Consider the following 20054-nt stretch of genomic DNA (forward strand, 5'->3'; position numbering starts at 1 on the left):
CAACCAAATACGCGCCCTAGGTGTCCAGACCGGTGACGGCACGCTCGTTGGTGTCGCGCTCATCGGCTGGCCCACCGTCTGGGCCTTCGACGGCGGCGACACCGCCGAGGTCCTCGCCCTGGCCACCGACGGCACATCCGACGCCAGTGGAGTGCTGCTCGGTGCCGTCTGGCCCCTGGTTCGCGAGATGGGTTACCGGTGTCTGATCGCCTACACCCGCATCGACGACCCCGGCACCGACCTGTGGGACGCCGGATTCCGCGTCGTCCCCAGGCCCATCGGCTGGCACACCCGCAGTCGAGCCGGTGACGTCGCCCGCGTCCTGTGGGCGATCCGGGACGCCGGGGGCCGCCGATGAGCGAGCTGCGCGAGCCGTACTGGCACGACGAGCACGCGGCGCTCTACCACGGGGACGCGCGCGAGGTGCTGGCCGAGATGGACGAGGGCTCGGTGGACTGCATCGTCACCAGCCCGCCGTACTGGGGCCTTCGGCACTACTGCGAGGGCCAGTACGGGCAGGAGCCCACGCCGGAGGCGTACGTGGAGCCCGGGCGACGATCAGCCGCTACCTGACCCGCGCCGGGCTGGTCACCCCCGAGCCGAACAAGCGACCACGATCGTCCTACATCCGCTTCCAAGCCGAGCAGCCGAACGAGACCTGGCAAGCCGACTTCACCCACTACCGCCTCGCCGACGGCACCGACACCGAGATCCTCACCTGGCTGGACGACCACTCCCGCTACGCCCTGTCGGTGACCGCCCACCCCCGTGTAACCGGCCCGATCGTGCGCGACACCTTCCGCCACGCGGTGGCCGCCCACGGCGTGCCCGCCTCCACCCTCACCGACAACGGCATGGTGTTCACCACCCGCCTGGCCGGCCGCCGCAGCGGCCGCAACGCCTTCGAACACGAACTGCGCCGCCTGCACGTCACCCAGAAGAACTCCACCCCCAACCACCCCACCACCTGCGGAAAAGTCGAACGGTTCCAGCAGACGATGAAGAAGTGGCTGCGCGCCCAGCCCGACCAGCCCGCAACCGTCACCGACCTACAGACCCTCATCGACTGCTTCGTCGACGTCTACAACCACCACCGCCCCCACCGATCGTTGCCCCACCGCGCCACGCCCGCCGCGGCCTACAACACCCGGCCCAAGGCCCAACTGGCCGGCAGCCGCGACGGCGACACCCACACCCGGGTCCGACACGACCGCGTCGACCACACCGGCGTCGTCACCCTGCGGATCGGCGGCCGGCTCCACCACATCGGCATCGGACGAACCCACGCCCGAACCCACGTCATCCTGCTCGTCGACGATCTCCACGTCCGCGTGGTCAACGCCACCACCGGAGAGCTCCTCCGCGAGCTGATCATCGATCCCACCCGCGACTACCAACCCCAGTACACAAAGAAACCCCCGAACCCGTAGGTTCGAGGGTTTCCGATGTCTTGCGACATCACATGGTCGGGGTGGCGGGATTTGAACCCACGGCCTCTTCGTCCCGAACGAAGCGCGCTGCCAAGCTGCGCTACACCCCGGTCGCTTGGACTTTTCGTCCTGCGCCTCGGCAAGTCTAGCGGACTTTGCGGCTGCTTGTGCCATCCGGCGTGACGGGGCGGCGAGGAACGAGCGTCAGCAGGGTCGCCTCGGGCGGGCAGGCGAAGCGCGCGGGCGCGTAGGGCGAGGTGCCGAGGCCGGCGGAGACGTGCAGCCAGGCGCTCTCGTGCCTGCTCAGCCCCTTGACCCGGGCGCGGTCGATGCCGCAGTTGGTCACCAGGGCGCCGTAGAAGGGGATGCACAGCTGCCCGCCGTGGGTGTGCCCGGCCAGCAGCAGTTGGTACCCGTCCTCGGCGAACCGCGACATGTTGCGTGGTTCGGGCGAGTGCATGACGCCGAGGCGCAGGTCGGCGTCGGCGGGTGCCTGGCCGGCGATCTCGTCGTACCGGTCCCGGTCGATGTGGGAGTCGTGGATGCCGCCCACGTGGACGTCGAGGTCGGCCACCTTGAGGCGGGCCGTCGCGTTGTTCATGTCCAGCCAGCCGGCCTCCCGCATCGCGGCGCCCAGCTCCTCCCACGGCAGGTTCGGCACGTGCTGCCGTGAGTCCCCCTTGGAGGTGCGCCACAGGTAGCGGGCGGGGTTCTTCGGCCGGGGGGCGTAGAGGTCGTTGGAGCCGTAGACGAACAGGCCCGGCCGCTCGAGCAACGGCTCCACGGCGTACATGTACGACTCGACGGCGTCGGGGTGCGCCAGCGTGTCGCCGGTGTTCACGACGAGGTCGGGGTTGAGCGCGGCCAGCGACCGCACCCACTTGATCAGCCGGTGGCGGCGGGGCGTGAGATGCAGGTCGGAGATCTGCAGGATACGGACCGGCCGCTGGCCCGGCGCCAGGACGGGGACGTCGAAGCGGCGCAGCCGGAACCAGTTCCGCTCGAGTACGGCGGCGTAACCGACACCGGCGACGCCGAGGCCGAGGACGGACAGGGGAACCGCGGCTGCTTTCCTCACACAGCCATGATGCCCGACGTACGGCCCGCCTCCCGCATAACCTGGCGAAGACCGGGGCCCGGGCACGGCAAGATGGACGCATGAGTGCGTTGAAGGACAAGCTGAAGGCCGACCTCGCGGCCTCGATGAAGGCCCGTGACGAGGTACGGGTCCGGACGATCCGGATGGCCCTGGCCGCCGTCAACGTCGAGGAGGTCGCGGGCAAGGAGGCACGCGAGCTCTCCGACGACGAGGTGATCAAGGTGCTGACCCGCGAGGCCAAGAAGCGCCGGGAGGCCTCCGAGGCGTTCGCGGGCGCCGGGCGGACCGAGCAGGCCCAGGCGGAGCTGGACGAGCAGGCGGTCCTCGATGAGTACCTCCCCGCCCAGTTGAGCGACGACGAGCTGAACGCGCTCGTCGACGAGGCGGTCGCCGAGAGCGGCGCGCAGGGCCCCAAGGCCATGGGTCAGGTCATGAAGATCCTGAACCCGAAGGTCGCGGGCCGCGCCGAGGGCGGCCGCGTCGCCCAGGCCGTACGCGCCCGTCTGTCCGCGTAGCCGTCCGGACGCTGAGACAGTAGCGGGTCCGGGCGCTGAGACGCCGAAGGGCCGCTCCCCGGTGAGGGAGCGGCCCTTCGGAGGGAATCAGCCGAAGGGGTCGAACGGCGAGCCGCCACCACCCGGACCGTGGCCGCCGCCGCGCCCGCCACCGGGACCGTCGCCACCGCGCCCGCCACCGGGACCACCGCCACCGTCACCACGGCCGTCGCCGTCGCCCCGGTCGGACTTCGGCTTCGGCGGGGGCGCGCACTGGTGGGCGCAGCCGCCGAACCTCGACATGTCCGGCTTCACGAACGACGTGGGATCGACGCCCTTGAGCGCCGCCAGGAAGGTGGCCTTCCAGATCGGACCGGGGACGGTGGCGCCGAAGACCGAGCCGTACGTCCGGCCTGCCATCACCTGTCCAGGGAGCGGGTACCGCATCGGGCCGCGCGGGTCGCCGAGGCTGACCGCGCCCGCGAGGTCGGGAGTGAACCCGGCGAACCAGACGGTGCGGGACTGGTCGCCGGTACCGGTCTTGCCGGCGGCGTCCCGGCCGATGCCGCCGACGCCCGACATGGTGCCCTTGGTGAACACGCCCGACATGATGTAGGTGGCGGCGTCCGCGATCTCGGCCTCGATGGCCTGCTTGCAGGACGGCTTGAACGAGGTCACCTTGTTGTAGCGGTCGGTGATCTCCGTGATCGCCATGGGCTTGCAGTACTTCCCGCGTGCCCCGATGGCCGCGTACGCGCTGGCCACGGTCACCGGATCCATCTCGTTGAAGCCGAGCGTGAACGTCTGGAACTCGCGCAGTTTCGCGCCGTCGGCCCGCTTGATGCCGAGGTCCTTGGCGGTCTTCACGACGTCGCAGAGCCCCACTCTCTGCTCCAGGGCCATGAAGAAGGTGTTCACCGACTTCAAGGTGCCGGTCTGCAGGGTCAGGAACCCGCCGCTGCCGCCCTCGGAGTTGTGCTGGACGCCCCGGGGGTCACCGACCAGGTTGCCGTCGCAGTCCTTGAAGGCCGAGGGACCGCTGGCCTGGAAGGTCGCGCCGGTGCCGATGCCGTCGTTGATCTTCCATCCCTCCTTCAGGGCGGTGATCAGCGTGAACACCTTGAAGGTCGATCCTGCCTGGAAGCCCGCGCCGCCGCCGTGCTGCGCGTCGGCCACGACGTTGATCGACATCTCGTTCTTCTTCTTGCTGGTGCCGAACTTCCGGCTGGCGGCCATCGCTCTGATGGCACCCGTGCCCGGTTCGACCAGAGCCTCGGAGGCGACCGGCTTGTCGGACGGGTGGACGTACTTCTTGATCGCCGTCTCGGCGGCCTTCTGCATCTTCCGGTTCAGCGTGGTGCGGATCGTCAGGCCGCCGCGGGCCAGGAAGTCCTGACGGGCCTTCTTGGTCTTGCCGAACTGCGTGTCGTTGAGGATCTCGTTGCGCACGTACAGGCAGAAGTACGGGTAGTCGCTCTCCTCGCAGCCGCCGGGGATCTCCTTGTCCTTCCACCCCAGCTTCTTCTTCTTGGCCGCGTCGCGCTCGGCGTCGGTGATGATGTCCAGCTGGGCCATGCGGTCGAGCACGACGTTGCGCCGGGCCAGCAGCCGGTCCCGGAACGTCTTGCCCCGGTTGGGGTCGGTGGCGTTCGGGTCCTGGACGGCTCCCGCCAGCGTCGCGGACTCGGCCAGGTTCAGCTCCGAGGCGTGCTTGCCGAAGAACCGCTTGGACGCCGCCTCGATGCCGTACGCGCTGGCGCCGAAGTAGGCGATGTTGAGATACCGGTTGAGGATCTCGTCCTTGCTGTACTTCTGCTCCATCGACATCGCGTAGCGGATCTCGTTGAGCTTGCGCCCGACGGTCGGCGCGACGGCGGCGGCCTTCTCCTCGTCGGTCTCCGCCTTGTTGAACAGGACCTGCTTCACGTACTGCTGGGTGATGGACGAGCCGCCCTGGGTCACCCCGCCGGTCGTGAGGTTCTTGACCAGCGCGCGGGTGGTGCCCTCGACGTCGAGCGGGCCGTGCTCGTAGAAGCGGAAGTCCTCGATCGCCACGATCGCCTGACGCATGATCGGCGCGATGCGGTCCATCGAGACCGATTCCCGGTTCTCGAAGTAGAACTGGGCGATCTGCTTGCCGTCCGCGTCGAGCAGGACCGTCTTCTCGGGCAGCGGCGGTTCGTCGAGGTCCGCCGGCTTGAGGCTCAGGGTCTCGATGCTCGATTTGACCGTGACGCCGGCCCCGCCGACGGCGGGTAGTGCAATCGCCGCCGCCAGCACTCCCGCGACGCCCGAGGCGCCGACAAGACGCAGGGCCGCACCTGTCCGGGATGCCAGAGTTTTGCCGTGAGCTTGCACGGAACCAAGGGTACGTCCGTTTGGCGGCTCTCCCGGCATCGACCTCACGGAACGGCATTACCCCCGCGAGGGGGGGACTAGTCATTCCCGGCCACATGGCCTGACTTGACCATGCACGAATTTGGTCCCCCCGGGGTATGTCGGTTCGATCGTTTCCTTGCGTACTTTCTCCTCTGCGGCTACTGCAACCAGGAGGCCCGACGCCCGCGCCCGTCGGCCGAAACGACGACTGACCACCTAAGGGGAGTGGGGTCGAACATGTGGATCACGGATTGGACCTCCCGTGCCGCCTGCCGAGGTGCGGATCCTGACGCACTCTTCGTGCAAGGCGCCGCCCAGAACCGGGCCAAGCTCATCTGTCGTGGATGCCCCGTCCGTACCGAATGCCTCGCCGATGCGCTGGACAACCGCATCGAGTTCGGGGTGTGGGGCGGTATGACGGAGAGGGAACGGCGCGCGCTGCTCAGGCGCAGGCCGGACGTGGAGTCCTGGCGAGACCTGCTGGAGTCCGCCAAGGAAGAGTACGAGCGGACGAACGAGCTGATCGCCGGCTGAGCCGGCGCGGCGTCCCGCTGTGGAGCGGGACGCCGGACGACACGTCTTCAGGACGCGAGGAGTTGCCCGATCTGGCGCAGTCCCGCCAGATCGTGCACGTCCTCGGGCATCGCGGGCACCTGTGCGATGGGCACCGTCGGATGGGCCGAGGTGAAGTGCTCCTGCTGGCGCTGCTCCCGGGCGGCGAGCTGCATCCTTCCGGCGTGCAGCCGCAGCACGGCGGCGGTCAGCTCGTGCTCGCCCCTGGCGTCGAGATCCTCGGCGGCGGCGGAGCTGCGCGCCGCCGACAGCGACGGCGCCAGCGGACGGTGCACGCGGTTGACGACGAGCCCGGCCAGCGGCATGCGCTCGTCGGCCAGCCGCTCCACGAAGTAGGACGCCTCGCGCATCGCGTCGCGCTCCGGCGCGGCGACGACGACGAACGCGGTGCCGGGTGCCTGGAGCAGCCGGTACGTCTGTTCGGCGCGCTGCCGGAAGCCGCCGAACACCGCGTCGAGCGCGGTGACGAACATCTGGATGTCCCGCAGCACCTGGGCCCCGATCACCTTGGTCAGGATGCCGGCGACCATCCCGAAGCCGGCGTTGAGCAGCTTGAACGCGCTGCGCCCGCCGACCTTGGCCGGTGCCGTGAGGATGCGGATCAACCTGCCGTCGAGGAACCGGCCGAGGCGCTCGGGGGCGTCGAGGAAGTCGAGCGCCGACCGCGACGGCGGGGTGTCCACCACGATCAGGTCCCACTCGTCCGAGCGGCGCAGCTGGCCCAGCTTCTCCATGGCCATGTACTCCTGCGTGCCGGAGAAGCTGGACGACAACGACTGGTAGAAGGGGTTCGTCAGGATCTGCCGGGCCCGCTCGGGGTCGGCGTGGGCCTCGATGATCTCGTCGAAGGTCCGCTTCATGTCGAGCATCATCGCGTGCAGCTCGCCGCCGGCCTCCCCGGCGCCGTCGACGCCGTGGACCCGCCGTGGGGTGTTGTCGAGCTCGGTCAGGCCCATCGCCTGGGCGAGCCGCCTGGCGGGGTCCACGGTCAGGACGACCACCGAGCGGCCCCGCTCGGCGGCGCGCAGCCCGAGGGCCGCGGCCGTCGTGGTCTTGCCGACACCGCCCGAGCCGCAGCACACGATGATCCGGGTGTCCGGATCATCCAAGATCGCGTCGATGTCCAGCGCGGGCGCCGTCCTCGTCACAGCTCAGCCTCTCACTCGATGCACTCGATCAGCAGGTCACGCCGCGCACAGTTCACGTGACACACTGGGCCCGCAGCGCGTCGGCCAGCTCGTAGAGCCCGGCCAGGTCGGCGCCGTCGGGCAGCAGCGGCAGGTCGTACCGCGGCACGTCGGCCTCCTCCAGCGCGCCGCGCTCCCGCTTCTCCAGCTCGGTCCGCAGAGCGTGCTCGCACACCTCCCGGGCGAGCGCCTCGGCGACCGCGGAGGCGTCGGCCCTGGCGTCCGTCAGCCCGGCCGCCTTGAGGCCGAGCGCGAGCTCGGCGGAGTCGAACCCGCCCCTGCAGGCCGCCGCAAGCACGCCCTCGGGCAGCCCGGCGGGGCGCACCATGTTGACGAACACGCCGCCGACAGGAAGCCCGGTCGTGCGCAGCTCCTCGATGCCGTCCAGCGTCTCCTGGACGGGCATCTCCTCCAGGAGCGTCACGAAGTGGACGGCCGTCTCCGGGGAGGCGAGGACGCCCCGCACCAGATCGGCGTGGTTCTTGATGGGTCCGACCCGGGCCAGCCCGGCGACCTCCTGCGTCACGTTGAGGAAGCGGGAGATCCGGCCGGTCGGGGGCGCGTCCATGACGACCGCGTCATACACCCTCCGGCCCAGCTTGTCGCGGCGCCGTACGGCCTCGCTGGTCTTGCCAGTGACCAGGACGTCCCGCAGGCCGGGAGCGATGGTCGTGGCGAAGTCGACCACGCCCATGCGGGTCAGCGCCTTGCCCACGCGCTTGATGCCGTAGAACATCTCGAGGTATTCGAGCATCGCCTCTTCGGGGTCGATGGCCAGCGCGTACACGTCGCCGCCGCCGGGCGCCACGGCGACCTTGCGCTCCTCGTACGGCAGCGGCGGCAGGTCGAACGCCTGCGCGATGCCCTGCCGTCCCTCGACCTCGACGAGCAGCACCTTGCGCCCGCCCGCCGCCAGGGCAAGCGCGAGCGCGGCGGCCACCGTGGTCTTCCCGGTGCCGCCCTTGCCGCTCACCACGTGCAGGCGCACGCCGTCCCAGTCGGTGTCACGGGCCTCCCCGTTGCTTCCGGCGCGACCGCCGGTCGGCTGACTCACCGTGCCTCCTCCGCGTCGGCGTGCCTGCTCCACTCGCCCACGTGAGGAAGGCTACCCAAGGGTTACCTGCCGATACGCGGCGGTCGTCCCCCGTCGCGACCGTTCGGGTAAGGGTTTGCCAACGGGCTCCCGCCCGAACCGCGTTCCTGGGCGCCCCGGGCGCGCCCCGCCTCGATAGCCTTTGGCCATGACCAAGTGGGAATACGTCACTGTGCCGCTGCTCACGCACGCGACGAAGCAAATTCTGGACAATTGGGGCGAAGACGGGTGGGAGCTCGTCTCGGTCATCCCGGGGCCCAACCCGGAGCAGTTGGTCGCCTACATGAAGCGGGCCAAGTGATGGCGACCCCGGAGGAGCGGCTCGCCGAGCTCGGGCTCACGCTGCCCGAGGTCGTGCCTCCGCTGGCCGCGTACGTGCCCGCCGTACGGACGGGCGACTACGTCTACACCTCCGGCCAGCTCCCGCTCGTGAATGGCGAGCTGGGCGTCGTCGGCAAGGTCGGCGCGGAGGTGTCGGCCGAGGAGGCCAAGGAACAGGCGCGCATCTGCGCCGTCAACGCCCTGGCGGCCATCAAGGCCCTGGTGGGCGACCTGTCGCAGGTCGTGCGGATCGTGAAGGTGGCCGGGTTCGTCGCGAGCGCTCCCGGCTTCACCGGGCAGCCGCAGGTCCTCAACGGCGCCAGCGAACTGCTCGGCGAGGTGTTCGGCGAGGCGGGCAGGCACGCGAGGAGCGCGGTCGGCGTGGCGGTCCTCCCGCTCGACGCCGCGGTCGAGGTGGAGGTCATCGCGGAGATCCGCTGACGGGGTCCGGCTCACCGGAACCGGGGTTTGCGGTCTCGCGAAGGCGTGGGGGAGCATGGGGCCGGTCGAACCGATGGTTGTTCTGGAGGGCCTCATGGGGTTTCCGCTGCCCGGCGAGGTCGGCGAGCGGGCGCGGGAGATCCTCGCCGGCCGCCTGGCCCCCGTCCCCGCCCGGGACGCGGCCACGGTGGTGTTGCTGCGTGACGATCCCCTGGAGGCGTACCTCCTCAGGCGCACGGCCACGATGGCCTTCGCGGCCGGCGCCTACGTGTTCCCCGGCGGATCGGTCGATCCGCGGGACGCCGACCACGCCGTGGCCTGGGCGGGCCCCTCGCCCGCCGAGTGGGGCGAGGTCTTCCGGGCCGACGAGAGCACGGCCCGGGGCCTCGTCTGCGCCGCCGTGCGCGAGACGTTCGAGGAGTCGGGCGTGCTCCTGGCCGGGCCGGGCCCGGACGCGGTGGTGACGGACACGACCGGACCCGACTGGGAGGCCGACCGCCTCGCGCTGATCGCGCGCACGCTGTCGTTCGCCGAGTTCCTCGACCGGCGCGGTCTCGTGCTCAGGGCCGACCTGCTCAAGGCGTGGGCGCACTGGATCACGCCGGTCGTGGAGCCCCGGCGCTTCGACACCCGCTTCTTCGTGGCGGCCCTGCCGCCCGGGCAGCGTACGCGTGACGTGGGCGGGGAGGCGTCGGGGGTCGCCTGGATGCGGCCGCGGGACGCGCTGGCCGCCGCGAGGGCGGGAACGGCGCACATGCTGCCGCCCACCTTCCGGACGCTGGCCGAGGTGGCGGCGTTCGAGTCGGTCGGCGACGTGCTCGCCTGTCCCCGGTCGATCACGACCGTCCTGCCGGAGCCCGCCGAGGTGGACGGGCGGATGGTGCTGATGTTCCCCGAGACAGGAGAGACGGGCGAGTGAGCGGTCTGCGCATCCCGGTGGAGGGACCGGACGGCTCCGGCACGGCGAGCGCCGTGAACGTGCTGGCGCCCAATCCGTCGCCGATGACCCTCGACGGCACGAACACGTGGATCGTCGGCGGGGAGCGGGCCGTGCTGGTCGTCGACCCCGGCCCGGACGACGAGGCCCACCTGCGGCGGGTCGCCGAGCGGGTGGACGGGCGCCGGGTGACCGCCGTCCTGCTGACGCACGGCCATCCCGACCACAGCGAGGGCGCGGGGACGCTCGCGCGGATGCTCGGCGCGCCGGTTCGGGCGCTCGACCCCCGGCACCGCCTGGGCGACGAGGGCCTGGTCGACGGCGACGTCGTCATGGCGGGCGACGTGGACGTGCGGGTCGTCGGCACGCCCGGGCACTCGTTCGACTCGCTGTGCTTCTGGCTGCCCGGCGACCGGGCGATGCTCACCGGCGACACCATCCTCGGCCGGGGCACGACCGTGATCGCCCCCGACGGGAACCTCGGCGACTACCTGCGCAGCCTCGACAGGCTGCGGCAGGGCGCCGAGATGCTGGAGGCCGCGGCGCTGCTGCCCGGCCACGGGCCCGTGCTGCCCGACCCGTCCGGGGTGCTCGACGCGTACATCGCCCACCGGCGTGAGCGGCTGGAGCAGATCCGCGAGGCGATCCGCGGTGGCGCCAGGGACGCCCGCGAGATCGTCGAGCTGGTCTACGCCGAGGTGGACCGGTCGCTGTGGCCGGCCGCCGAGATGTCGGTGGCGGCCCAGCTCGACTATCTCAAGACGCTCTAGCCTCGCCGAGCCGTCGCCCAGCCGTCGCTCAGCGGGAGCGGTTGTAGAGCCGCTCCCTGTCCATGATCACCACGGCCTTGGCCTCGATGCGCAGCCAGCCGCGCTGGGCGAAGTCGGCCAGGGCCTTGTTGACCGTCTCCCGTGAGGCGCCCACGAGCTGGGCGAGCTCCTCCTGGGTGAGGTCGTGGTGCACCCGGATGCCGTCGTCGGTCTTCTGCCCGAAACGGTCGGCCAGGTCGAGGAGCTGCTTGGCGACACGCCCCGGGACGTCGGTGAAGACGAGGTCCGCGAGCACGTCGTTCGTACGGCGCAGCCGCTGGGCCAGGGCGCGCAGCAGGTGGAGGGCGACCTCGGGCCGGCCGGTCAGCCACGGCCGAAGGTCGTCGTGGCCCAGCCCCGCCAGGCGCACTTCGGTCAGCGCGATCGCCGAGGCCGTGCGCGGGCGCGGGTCGAACAGCGACAGCTCGCCGAACATCTCGCCCGGGCCGAGCACGCTCAGCAGGTTCTCCCGGCCGTCGGGAGCGGTGCGCGCCAGCTTGATCTTGCCCTCGAGCACCACGTAGAGCCGGTCGCCCGTCTCGTTCTCACTGAAGAGGGTGCGGCCCTTGGGCAGCTCCACCTCGGTGATGCTCGCACGCAGAGCCGCGGCGCTCTCGCGGTCGAGCGCGGAGAACAGCGGCGCCTTGCTCAGTACTTCCTCGGTGCTCACGGTGCCTCCTTGCTGCGGGCGCGCTCGGTCGCCGGCTCCGTGCTAGCCATTGTGACCCACACCTTCCGCGACGCATTACGGGGTGTCCCGTTACGTGGCATGGGCGTCGGTCCCGGCTCGCAGCCGTGTGCGTGGTGCCTGGCGAAACAACACAATCTTGGCGGAAACCTATCCTTACGCCCGTTGCGCGCTCGACCGGCTCGGGCGGCCGGCCGTCCCCCTACGGGCTCAGTGTATTGCGCAGCGTAGGGACAAATCGGCAAATACAGGCCGCATATGTGGCATGTATGACAAGGCTCTCGTCGCGGTGGACGGGGAGGTGGGCGGTCGTCCGAGGCCCTACGCTTGCGGCATGGCGACGAACACGGCCGCTCCCCGACGGCGTCAGCGCCAGGCCGAGACCCGCCTGGGGCTCGTGCGGCGGGCGCGGCGGATCAACCGGATTCTGGCCGAGACCTACCCCGACGCCCATTGCGAACTCGACTTCGGCAACCCTCTGGAGTTGCTGGTCGCCACGATCCTCTCGGCGCAGTGCACGGACAAGAGAGTCAACATGGTCACTCCGGTGCTCTTCGCGAAGTACCGGACCGCGGCCGACTACGCCGGAGCCGATCGCGCCGAACTCGAGGAGATCATCAAATCGACCGGGTTCTTCCGGGCGAAGGCCAACAGCATCATCGGGATGGCGCAGGCCCTTTGTGAGCACCACAAGGGGGAGGTTCCGGGCAAGCTGGCCGACCTGGTCAAGCTCCCCGGCGTGGGCCGCAAGACCGCGAACGTCGTGCTCGGCAACGCCTTCGACGTCCCCGGCATCACCGTGGACACGCACTTCCAGCGGCTGACCAGGCGCTTCGGCTGGACGGCCGAGACCGATCCGGTGAAGATCGAGCACGAGGTCGGCGAGCTGATCCCCAAGTCCGAGTGGACGATGCTGTCGCATCGGCTGATCTGGCACGGCCGCCGCATCTGCCACGCGCGCAAGCCCGCCTGCGGCGTGTGCCCCCTCGCCGCGCTCTGCCCGTCGTACGGCACCGGCCCCACGGACCCGGACGAGGCGCGCAAGCTGGTGCGTCCGGGCCCGTTCTCGTGAATCCACGGTGATCGGGAAGCTCGGGCGTTCTTCCGTGGTTGTACGGCACGCCTGGGCCCGAGCGTGCCCAGCGTGACGATGCGGTGTGACGATGTGGAGGTGGTCGTGGCTCCCGCCTGGTTGACGGAGCTGGCCGCGAAGGCCGCGCACAGTCCTGTCCCCACCGGCTTGCGGCCGCCCGCCAACGGCTCCGGCCGCTCGGCCGCGGTGCTGTTGCTGTTCGGCGAGGGCCCGGAAGGGCCCGACATCCTGCTCATCCAGCGCAGTTCGAAGGGCCGTGTGCACGCCGGCCAGCCCGCGTTCCCCGGCGGCGGCGTCGACCCCGGTGACGACGGCCCGATCGGCGCCGCGCTGCGGGAGGCGCAGGAGGAGACCGGGCTCGACCCCGCGGGCGTCGAGGTCGTCGGGACCATGCCGGAGCTCTACGTGTGGCGCAGCGACAACCGGGTGACGCCCGTGCTCGCCTGGTGGCACACGCCCTGCGCCGTGCACGCCGCGTCTCCCGACGAGGTCGAGGCCGTCGAGCGGGTCCCGGTCGCGGAGCTGGTGGACCCGGCCAACCGGCTGCGGCTGCGCCACCCGCGCGGCATCGTCCCCTCCGTGGCGTTCCGCGTACGCGGCCTGCTCGTGTGGGGCTTCACCGCCGGGGTGCTGGACGGCGTGCTGACGGCGGCGGGCTTCGAGCGCCCCTGGGACCGCTCACGGGTCGAAGATCTTCCCCCCGAGGTCGTCAACCTGGCCGCGCGGGGCTGAGCCGGCGGGGTGCTCGTACGCCGCGTACGGCGACGAGACCCGGCAGACGCCCGCACACGACGACGGGCGTGCCTATACCGTGGAAACTGTGCGCGGCGATCTTCTGGATCTCATCCTGATCGGCCTGGTGGTGGCCTTCGCGGTGTCGGGCTACCGGCAGGGCTTCATCATCGGGGCCTTCAGCTTCTTCGGATTCGTCGGCGGCGCCATCCTGGGGTTGTTCATCGCGCCACCCCTGGCGGGAGCGATCGTCAGCGGCGACATCGAGCGGGCCCTGTTAGCCATCGTCATCGTCTTCCTGACGGCCACCGTCGGGCAGTTCGCGTCCTCCACCATCGGCGCCATGGCCCGTAGCCACGTCACGTGGGAGCCCGCCAAGGCGGTCGACGCCTTCGGCGGCTCGGTCGCCAGCGGCCTGTCGGTTCTGGCCATCGCCTGGCTGATCGGCTCCCTGATGGTCTCGATGAGCATCGGCCAGCCGCTGATCAAGGACCAGATCAACGGCTCGGTGATCTGGCAGAGCGTCGACGACGCCATCCCGGACGGCGTGGGAGCGCTGCAGAAGCAGTTCAGGGACTTCGTCAGCACCTCGGAGTGGCCGCAGGTCATCACCTCGATCGGCGGCCAGAACGTGCCGCCGCCGGACCAGAGCCTGATCAACGGAAGCCCTGCCCTCGTCCGGGCCCGCAGGGCGATCGTCAAGGTGCAGGGCACGGCCCCGAGCTGCCGCAAGCGCATCGAGGGGACCGGGTTCGTCTACGCACGACAGCGGATCATGACCAACGCCCACGTCGTCGCCGGGGTCACCGAGGGGCTGCACGTGACCGACTACGACGGCAACCAGTACGACGCCCGGGTCGTCCTCTACAACCCCGAGCGGGACATCGCTGTCCTGTTCGTCCCGGACCTCCCGATCGGCGCGCTGCGCTTCGACATGACCGCCGAGAAGGGCGACAGCGCGATCATCGCCGGTTACCCGAAGGGGCACCCCTTCACGCCGCTCGCCGCGCGCGTCAGGGTCAAGCAGCGCGCCGAGTCGTACGACATCTACAACAAGCGCAAGGTGGAGCGTGAGGTCTACGCGATCCGCGGCAAGGTCCAGCCGGGCAACTCGGGTGGGCCGCTGCTGAGCCCGGAGGGCCGGGTGCTCGGAGTGATCTTCGCCGCCGCGACGGACCAGCCGGAGACGGGCTTCGCCCTCACGGCGGAGGAGGTCATGCGCGACGCCACCGACGGCAGCGGCGCCGTCGCCCGTGTGGGCACGCAGGACTGCGACTGACGCGCGCCCGGCTACTCGCCGGGGGTCAGGCGGGCGAGGATGGCGGAGACGGCGGAGCCGGCGTCGGCGTTCCCCTCGTCGATGACGGCCGTGATCGCGTCGGCCTCCACGGCCAGGGCCCGCAGGTCGAGTCCGTATGGCCGGGTCGAGCCGTACGCGCCGAGCCGGGCGGATCCACGGGTCAGCAGGGCGGCGGCGCCGGCGAGGTTGCCGCGCTGGATGTGCGTGAGGCCGACGCATATCTGCGCGAGCCCCTGCCACAGCTCGCGTTCCTCGGCCGGGCCGGTCTTCCAGCGGGCCTCCAGCACCTCGTGGGCGTGGAAGGGCCGGCCCGCCGCGAGCAGCTTCCTGGCCTCCTCCAGCGCCTCCCCGGCGGTGGGGGCGTAGTCGTCCGGCACCCGGGGCACTCCCTCGGTGCCTCTGGGGAGCGGCCTGCCGTACTCGTCGCGAGGACGTGCATTGCGGGGGCGGCCCGCTTCGTCACGGTCACGCATGATCTCTCCGCAGTGCGCGTGGGCGGTTCAGGGCGGCCGAAGCGCCGTCGATCTCCTGGAGGACCATAGATCAACCAGGAAGTTGGGCCACTTCAGGGCACATTTCTACTATCTTCTTCAAGATCACGGGTGTCGATCCCGCAGCCGATCGCGGAGCCCGGTCGCGCCGGCCGGTCGTGCCAGCCGACCGTGGCGGCCGGTCGTGGCGGCCGGTCGTGTCAGCGGGGAGGCCGGCTACCGGAGGGCGGGCACCGGACGGCGCCTCAGCGGTCGGGTTCGGGGTCGGAGAGCCAGGAGATGATCTCGGCGTTGAACTGCTCGGGGCGCTCCTCGTGCGGGAAATGCCCGGCGCCCTCGATCAGCCGCCATCGGTACGGCGCGGCCACGAACCTGCTGGAGCCCTGGGCGGTCCGGGGCAGGACGCACGGGTCGAGCGCGCCGTGCAGTTGCAGCGTCGGCGCCTCGATCTCGGCGCGCATCTGCCGGGCATAGCGGAAGCCGTCCGGGCGGATCTGGGATCGGGCGAACCAGCGGTAGTACTCTAGCGCGCAGTGGGCGACCGTCGGGATCCGCATCGCCTCCCGGTACACCTGTGTCACGCCGTCGCCGGGCCACCGAGGCCCGGCCCACTTCTCGACGAGCCGGCCCACCGCCGCGCCGCCCTTGCGGGTCAGCTTCCGCTCCGGCAGGAAGGGCAGCTGGAATCCCAGGGCGTAGCGGCCGGCCTTGAGCTGCCCCAGCGGGTCGGTGAACAGCGCGGCGCGCAGGCGCAGCGGGTGCGGCGCCGACACCGCGACCAGCCGTCGCACCACCTTCGGGTCGAGGACGCCCATCGTCCAGCCCAGCAGACCGCCCCAGTCGTGGCCGACCACGACGGCGCTCGTCTCGCCGAGCGCGCGCACCAGGCCCGCCGCGTCCACGGCCAGCGTGGGCAGGTCGTAGCCGCGCGGCGGCTTGTCGCTGGCGCCGTATCCGCGCAGGTCGACGGCGACGGCCCGGTAGCCGGCCGCGGCCAGCGCCGGAAGCTGGTGCCGCCAGGTCCACCAGAACTGGGGGAATCCGTGCAGCAGCAGGACCAGCGGCCCGTCCCCGGCCTCGGCCACGTGGAACCGCACGCCGCCCGCGTGCACCGTCCGGTGCGTCCAGGGGCCGTCGACCTCGATCAGCGTCTCGTCAACCGGCATCGCTCACGGACTCCCGGTGGGCGCCCACCTGCCCGGCGGTCGGGCCGGTGTACGGCGGCGGCGCCGGGGCCGCGGGTCGCGCCGTGGGGGCCGGAATCGTCTCCGGCAGCTCCTCGGCCTCCTCCGGGCCCCCGAGGCCGCGCAGGCTCCGCCTGGTGCGCTTCATGCCGGTCAGCCCCTTGAGCCGCCGGTAGCCGATGAAGACCAGCAACCCGGCCGTCAGGAGGTAGAACACGGTGACGATCGTGAACGCGAGCCATGTGGCCAGCCCCACGGCCACGAGGGCGTACGCGATCGCGAAGGAGGCCAGGATCAGGCACAGGTGCCCGATGAAGGCCGCGGCGCCGAACAGCCCGGCGGCCATGCCGACCCGCTTCGCGTCGAACTTGAGCTCGGCCTTCGCCAGCTCGATCTCCGACCGTACGAGGGTCGAGATGTGATGGCTCGCCTGGGCGACCAGCGCACCGAGCGATTCGTCCTCGGGCATGAGCGATCTCCTATCTGCGACTATCAAACATCATCTCGTGCCCGTCCGCGCACGTGCACGCGAAGCCCCTCACCTGTGGATGACCGCAGTCCGGAGGCCGCACAGGCGGGGACCTGCCTACAGACGGCCGGAATATGACGCCCCAGGCGATCTGCCCGCTCCCCGCCGCGCCCGAACCCGCGGCGGGGAGCGGGCAGAGACGAGGAAGGCGCGGACGCCGTACGTCCACGCCTTCCTCAGGAGATCGGGCGGCTCGCGATCAGTCGTCGCTCTTGGCGCTGGGCAGCTTCTCCGCGATCAGGTTCATGACCGAGCTGTCGGTCAGCGTGGTGACGTCCCCGAGGGAGCGGTTCTCCGCCACGTCGCGCAGCAGCCGGCGCATGATCTTGCCGGAGCGGGTCTTCGGCAGCTCGGGCACGACCAGGATCTGCCGCGGCTTGGCGATCGGGCCGAGCGTCTTGGCCACGTGGGCGCGCAGCTCGGCGGCGATGTCGTCGCTCTCCTCCGCGCTGCCGCGCAGGATCACGAAGGCCACGATGGCCTGGCCGGTGAGGGGGTCGGTGGCGCCCACGACGGCCGCCTCGGCCACCTTCGGGTGGCTGACCAGCGCGCTCTCGACCTCGGTGGTGGAGATGTTGTGCCCGGAGACGAGCATGACGTCGTCCACCCGGCCGAGCAGCCACAGGTCGCCGTCCTCGTCGCGCTTGGCGCCGTCGCCGGGGAAGTACATCCCCTCGAACCGCGACCAGTAGGTGTCGACGTAGCGCTTGTCGTCGCCCCAGATCGTCCGGAGCATGGCCGGCCAGGGCTCGCGGACCACGAGGAACCCGCCGCCGCCGTTCGGCACCGAGTTGCCCTGGTCGTCGACCACGTCGGCCGAGATGCCGGGCAGCGGCTGCATGGCGGCGCCGGGCTTGGCGGCCGTGACGCCGGGAAGCGGGCTGATCATGATGCCGCCCGTCTCCGTCTGCCACCACGTGTCCACGACGGGGCAGCGGTTGGCGCCGATGTGCTCGCGGTACCAGACGTACGCCTCGGGGTTGATGGGCTCGCCGACCGACCCGAGCACCCGCAGGGACGACATGTCGTACTTCGCCGGGATGTCGTCGCCCCACTTCATGAACGTACGGATCGCGGTGGGGGCGGTGTAGAGGATCGTGACCTTGTACTTCTGCACGATTTCCCAGAAGCGCCCGCGGTGCGGGGTGTCCGGGGTGCCCTCGTAGATCACGCTGGTCGCGCCGTTGGCGAGCGGGCCGTACACGATGTAGGAGTGCCCGGTGACCCAGCCGATGTCGGCGGTGCACCAGTAGATGTCGGTCTCGGGCTTGAGGTCGAAGACCGCGTGGTGGGTCCAGGCGACCTGGGTGAGGTAGCCGCCGGTGGTGTGCAGGATGCCCTTGGGCTTCCCGGTCGTGCCGCTGGTGTAGAGGATGTACAGCGGGTCCTCGGCGTCGTGCGGCACCGGCTCGTGCTCGGCCGGCTGGCGGTCCACGAGGTCGTGCCACCAGACGTCCCGGTCGCTCCACGCGATGTCCTGGCCGGTCCTGCGCACCACGAGGACATGCTCGACGCCGGGGCACTCGGCGACCGCCTCGTCGACCGTCGGCTTGAGCGCGCTCGGCGCGCCGCGGCGGAAGCCGCCGTCGGCCGTGACGACGACCTTGGCGTCCGCGTCGTGGATGCGGCTCTTCAGGGCGGAGGCGGAGAAACCGCCGAAGACCACCGAGTGGATCGCCCCGATCCGGGCGCAGGCCAGCAGGGTGATGGGCAGCTCGGGGATCATCGGCATGTAGACCGCGACCCGGTCGCCCTTGCGCACCCCCAGCTCCTGCAGCGCGTGGGCCGCCTTCGCGACCTCCTTCTGCAGGTCGGCGTAGGTGATCGTACGGCTGTCGCCCTCGGGCTCGCCCTCCCAGTAGTAGGCGACCTTGTCGCCCCGGCCGGCCTCCACGTGGCGGTCGACGCAGTTGTAGGCGACGTTGAGCTTGCCGCCGATGAACCACTTGGCGAAGGGGGGCTCCCACTCCAGCGTGGTGTCCCAGCGCTCCGCCCACGTGAGCCGCTCCGCGGCGCGCTCCCAGAAGGCGAGCCGGTCCCGGGCGGCCTCCTCGTAGGCGTCCGCCGTGATGTTCGCGGCCGACGCCAGGTCCGCCGGGGGCTCGAACCGGCGCGTCTCGCTCAGCAGGTTCGACAGCGTCTCCTGGGTTTCCTGACCGGGGGTCTCGGTGGCCACTCCGTGCTCCTTCAGCGTCTAAAAAGGTTGTCTCTCGTTCGGCCGCCTCGGCCAAGCAGGGGTATGCGTGTCCCACTTCACCAGGCGAGCGGTGTCAAGTACAAGTAATCGGGGTGGGGGCGTTTTGTCCGGTTACCGGCCTTTGGCCTGCAAACTTAGCCGCAGGCGATGAGCCCGCCGAGACCGGAGTCGCCGTTGTGCGGTGAACGGCCGCACCTCCTCGGCGAACGACGTTCTACCGGCGGGTATGGTCGGGGGCTGTGAGCGATCCCCTGGCCGTGATCGCCGGGCTGCCCGGCGTGCCCGAGGCCGTACAGGAGGCCCGCGAGGCCGTCGACCGGCTCTATCGTCACCGGGTGCTGCGCCGGCGCAGTCCCGAGGTGTCGGCCGAGTCGGCCCTGCGTGGCGCGCGTGCCTCCGCCGCGATCGAGGGCGTGGACGTGCCGCTCGAGCCGCTGCGCATGGGCGAGGTGACCGACCCCGTCGTGCAGGGCGCGCTGCGCGCCTCGGCCGAACTCGGCCGGCTGGCCCCGACATGGCGGTCGGCGCCACGCCAGGTGCTCGCCCGGCTGCACGCGCTCGCGGCGGCGGGCCTGACCACCGAGCCCGGCAGGCCGCGCACCGCGCCCACGACCGCCGATCCGCTCGGGCTCGGCCCGGCGCCCGGACCGGAGGAGACCGCGGCGCGTATGTCGGCCCTCGCCGGGCTGGTCACGGCCTCCGCCGCGGCGCCCGCCCTCGTGCTCGCCGCGATCGTGCACGCGGAGCTGGCGGTGCTGCGTCCCTTCGGTGTGGCCGACGGCCTGGTCGCCCGTGCCGCCGAACGGCTCACGCTGGTCGACCTCGGTCTGGACCCCAAGTCGCTGGCCGCCGTCGAGGTGGGCCACGCCGACCTCGGCGACGCGTACGCCGAGAGCCTCAGGGCGTACCTCAAGGGCACGGGCGAGGGCGTCGGGACGTGGGTGCGGCACTGCGCCTCGGCGGTCGTCCTGGGCGTGCGCGAGACGACGGCGATCTGCGAGGCCATGTCCCGCTGACGCACCCACGCCGGCCGCCGGCTGCGGCAGGGCGTAGACAGCTGTGCGCGCTGCTGGGACA

At 71.2% G+C, this 20054-nt stretch carries 22 protein-coding genes and 1 tRNA gene; 13 read left to right on the forward strand and 10 right to left on the reverse strand.

Annotated elements, in window-relative coordinates; all coding sequences use genetic code 11:
- The first annotated feature begins 7 nt into the window (after window positions 1–7).
- Genes HHX41_RS42245 through HHX41_RS07245 form a run of 3 tightly spaced genes read left to right on the forward strand, consistent with a single transcriptional unit; the run spans window position 8 to window position 1430 of the window.
- Complete coding sequence (locus HHX41_RS42245) at window positions 8–358, forward strand: XF1762 family protein (RefSeq protein ID WP_396794173.1); 351 nt, start codon at window positions 8–10, stop codon at window positions 356–358.
- Window positions 355–573 carry a site-specific DNA-methyltransferase gene (locus HHX41_RS40265; protein WP_182905380.1) on the forward strand — a complete coding sequence of 73 codons (219 nt, stop codon included), beginning with the start codon at window positions 355–357 and terminating at the stop codon, window positions 571–573. Before HHX41_RS42245 ends, HHX41_RS40265 begins: the two co-directional genes overlap by 4 nt.
- Before the next feature lie 53 nt (window positions 574–626).
- On the forward strand, window positions 627–1430 hold the full coding sequence (locus HHX41_RS07245) for an integrase core domain-containing protein (RefSeq protein WP_310741827.1): 804 nt from the start codon (window positions 627–629) through the stop codon (window positions 1428–1430).
- A gap of 33 nt (window positions 1431–1463) precedes the next feature.
- Here HHX41_RS07245 and HHX41_RS07250 read toward each other — a convergent pair.
- Together HHX41_RS07250 and HHX41_RS07255 are read right to left on the reverse strand one after the other, a co-directional pair.
- Window positions 1464–1540: transfer RNA gene (locus HHX41_RS07250), tRNA-Pro, on the reverse strand.
- A 35-nt stretch (window positions 1541–1575) separates the two neighbouring features.
- The gene (locus tag HHX41_RS07255; RefSeq protein WP_182905284.1) at window positions 1576–2508 is read right to left on the reverse strand and encodes a metallophosphoesterase; all 933 of its coding nucleotides are present in this window, start codon (window positions 2506–2508) and stop codon (window positions 1576–1578) included.
- Between the two features lie 80 nt (window positions 2509–2588).
- Here HHX41_RS07255 and HHX41_RS07260 point away from each other — a divergent pair, with 80 nt between their 5' ends.
- On the forward strand, window positions 2589–3044 hold the full coding sequence (locus HHX41_RS07260; protein ID WP_182905285.1) for a GatB/YqeY domain-containing protein: 456 nt from the start codon (window positions 2589–2591) through the stop codon (window positions 3042–3044).
- 87 nt (window positions 3045–3131) lie between these two features.
- Here HHX41_RS07260 and HHX41_RS07265 read toward each other — a convergent pair whose 3' ends face one another.
- Window positions 3132–5381, reverse strand: a complete 2250-nt coding sequence (locus HHX41_RS07265) for a transglycosylase domain-containing protein (protein ID WP_310741813.1) — start codon at window positions 5379–5381, stop codon at window positions 3132–3134.
- Window positions 5382–5639: 258 nt separating this feature from the next.
- Between HHX41_RS07265 and HHX41_RS07270 the strand changes: the two genes are divergently transcribed.
- Window positions 5640–5936, forward strand: a complete 297-nt coding sequence (locus tag HHX41_RS07270; RefSeq protein ID WP_030506755.1) for a WhiB family transcriptional regulator — start codon at window positions 5640–5642, stop codon at window positions 5934–5936.
- Window positions 5937–5983: 47 nt separating this feature from the next.
- Here the strand turns inward: HHX41_RS07270 and HHX41_RS07275 are convergent, their stop codons facing one another.
- Both HHX41_RS07275 and HHX41_RS07280 read right to left on the reverse strand, forming a co-directional pair.
- Window positions 5984–7123, reverse strand: a complete 1140-nt coding sequence (locus HHX41_RS07275) for an ArsA family ATPase (protein WP_169980815.1) — start codon at window positions 7121–7123, stop codon at window positions 5984–5986.
- 52 nt (window positions 7124–7175) lie between these two features.
- Window positions 7176–8216, reverse strand: coding sequence for an ArsA-related P-loop ATPase (locus HHX41_RS07280; RefSeq protein ID WP_310741814.1), 1041 nt, complete (start codon window positions 8214–8216; stop codon window positions 7176–7178).
- Between the two features lie 187 nt (window positions 8217–8403).
- On the opposite strand from HHX41_RS07280, the gene HHX41_RS07285 reads away from it, so the two are divergent.
- The 4 genes from HHX41_RS07285 to HHX41_RS07300 all read left to right on the forward strand — a co-directional run bounded on the left by HHX41_RS07285 (window position 8404) and on the right by HHX41_RS07300 (window position 10724).
- A complete protein-coding gene (locus HHX41_RS07285) occupies window positions 8404–8556 on the forward strand; it encodes a DUF4177 domain-containing protein (protein WP_143737071.1) in 153 nt (50 codons plus the stop codon).
- A complete protein-coding gene (locus HHX41_RS07290) occupies window positions 8556–9017 on the forward strand; it encodes a RidA family protein (protein WP_182905286.1) in 462 nt (153 codons plus the stop codon). The genes HHX41_RS07285 and HHX41_RS07290 overlap by 1 nt, the downstream gene beginning before the upstream one ends.
- A 94-nt stretch (window positions 9018–9111) precedes the next feature.
- Window positions 9112–9936, forward strand: coding sequence for an NUDIX domain-containing protein (locus HHX41_RS07295; protein WP_182905287.1), 825 nt, complete (start codon window positions 9112–9114; stop codon window positions 9934–9936).
- Window positions 9933–10724 carry an MBL fold metallo-hydrolase gene (locus HHX41_RS07300; protein WP_310741815.1) on the forward strand — a complete coding sequence of 264 codons (792 nt, stop codon included), beginning with the start codon at window positions 9933–9935 and terminating at the stop codon, window positions 10722–10724. Before HHX41_RS07295 ends, HHX41_RS07300 begins: the two co-directional genes overlap by 4 nt.
- 28 nt (window positions 10725–10752) lie before the next feature.
- Here the strand turns inward: HHX41_RS07300 and HHX41_RS07305 are convergent, their stop codons facing one another.
- Entirely contained in the window at window positions 10753–11433 is a 681-nt protein-coding gene (locus HHX41_RS07305; protein ID WP_169980823.1) for a Crp/Fnr family transcriptional regulator, read from the reverse strand.
- 352 nt (window positions 11434–11785) lie between these two features.
- On the opposite strand from HHX41_RS07305, the gene nth reads away from it, so the two are divergent.
- From nth to HHX41_RS07320, 3 genes are all read left to right on the forward strand, one after another.
- The gene (gene nth / locus HHX41_RS07310; protein ID WP_182905288.1) at window positions 11786–12523 is read left to right on the forward strand and encodes an endonuclease III; all 738 of its coding nucleotides are present in this window, start codon (window positions 11786–11788) and stop codon (window positions 12521–12523) included.
- A 78-nt stretch (window positions 12524–12601) separates the two neighbouring features.
- On the forward strand, window positions 12602–13276 hold the full coding sequence (locus HHX41_RS07315; protein WP_169981489.1) for a CoA pyrophosphatase: 675 nt from the start codon (window positions 12602–12604) through the stop codon (window positions 13274–13276).
- A gap of 88 nt (window positions 13277–13364) precedes the next feature.
- A complete protein-coding gene (locus HHX41_RS07320) occupies window positions 13365–14555 on the forward strand; it encodes a MarP family serine protease (RefSeq protein WP_169980827.1) in 1191 nt (396 codons plus the stop codon).
- Between the two features lie 11 nt (window positions 14556–14566).
- Here HHX41_RS07320 and HHX41_RS07325 read toward each other — a convergent pair whose 3' ends face one another.
- From HHX41_RS07325 to acs, 4 genes are all read right to left on the reverse strand, one after another.
- Window positions 14567–15049, reverse strand: coding sequence for a DUF309 domain-containing protein (locus HHX41_RS07325; RefSeq protein ID WP_182905289.1), 483 nt, complete (start codon window positions 15047–15049; stop codon window positions 14567–14569).
- A 263-nt stretch (window positions 15050–15312) separates the two neighbouring features.
- Entirely contained in the window at window positions 15313–16233 is a 921-nt protein-coding gene (locus tag HHX41_RS07330; protein ID WP_182905290.1) for an alpha/beta fold hydrolase, read from the reverse strand.
- On the reverse strand, window positions 16223–16720 hold the full coding sequence (locus tag HHX41_RS07335) for a phage holin family protein (protein WP_182905291.1): 498 nt from the start codon (window positions 16718–16720) through the stop codon (window positions 16223–16225). Before HHX41_RS07335 ends, HHX41_RS07330 begins: the two co-directional genes overlap by 11 nt.
- Before the next feature lie 259 nt (window positions 16721–16979).
- Complete coding sequence (gene acs / locus HHX41_RS07340; RefSeq protein ID WP_182905292.1) at window positions 16980–18956, reverse strand: acetate--CoA ligase; 1977 nt, start codon at window positions 18954–18956, stop codon at window positions 16980–16982.
- Window positions 18957–19216: 260 nt separating this feature from the next.
- Between acs and HHX41_RS07345 the strand changes: the two genes are divergently transcribed.
- Window positions 19217–19993 (forward strand): Fic family protein, encoded by a 777-nt coding sequence (locus tag HHX41_RS07345; protein ID WP_182905293.1) that lies wholly within the window; start codon window positions 19217–19219, stop codon window positions 19991–19993.
- Window positions 19994–20054 lie beyond the last annotated feature (61 nt).

The organism is Microbispora sp. H13382, assembly GCF_014161445.1.
In the GTDB taxonomy this organism is placed as follows: domain Bacteria; phylum Actinomycetota; class Actinomycetes; order Streptosporangiales; family Streptosporangiaceae; genus Microbispora.

Coding starts and splice junctions, on each gene's coding strand:
- HHX41_RS40265 (WP_182905380.1), top strand. CDS start 355: ATGAGCGAGCTGCGCGAGCCGTACTGGCACGACGAGCACGCGGCGCTC.
- HHX41_RS07260 (WP_182905285.1), top strand. CDS start 2,589: ATGAGTGCGTTGAAGGACAAGCTGAAGGCCGACCTCGCGGCCTCGATG.
- HHX41_RS07270 (WP_030506755.1), top strand. CDS start 5,640: ATGTGGATCACGGATTGGACCTCCCGTGCCGCCTGCCGAGGTGCGGAT.
- HHX41_RS07285 (WP_143737071.1), top strand. CDS start 8,404: ATGACCAAGTGGGAATACGTCACTGTGCCGCTGCTCACGCACGCGACG.
- HHX41_RS07290 (WP_182905286.1), top strand. CDS start 8,556: ATGGCGACCCCGGAGGAGCGGCTCGCCGAGCTCGGGCTCACGCTGCCC.
- HHX41_RS07295 (WP_182905287.1), top strand. CDS start 9,112: ATGGGGTTTCCGCTGCCCGGCGAGGTCGGCGAGCGGGCGCGGGAGATC.
- nth (WP_182905288.1), top strand. CDS start 11,786: ATGGCGACGAACACGGCCGCTCCCCGACGGCGTCAGCGCCAGGCCGAG.
- HHX41_RS07315 (WP_169981489.1), top strand. CDS start 12,602: ATGCGGTGTGACGATGTGGAGGTGGTCGTGGCTCCCGCCTGGTTGACG.
- HHX41_RS07325 (WP_182905289.1), bottom strand. CDS start 15,049: ATGCGTGACCGTGACGAAGCGGGCCGCCCCCGCAATGCACGTCCTCGC.
- HHX41_RS07330 (WP_182905290.1), bottom strand. CDS start 16,233: ATGCCGGTTGACGAGACGCTGATCGAGGTCGACGGCCCCTGGACGCAC.
- HHX41_RS07335 (WP_182905291.1), bottom strand. CDS start 16,720: ATGCCCGAGGACGAATCGCTCGGTGCGCTGGTCGCCCAGGCGAGCCAT.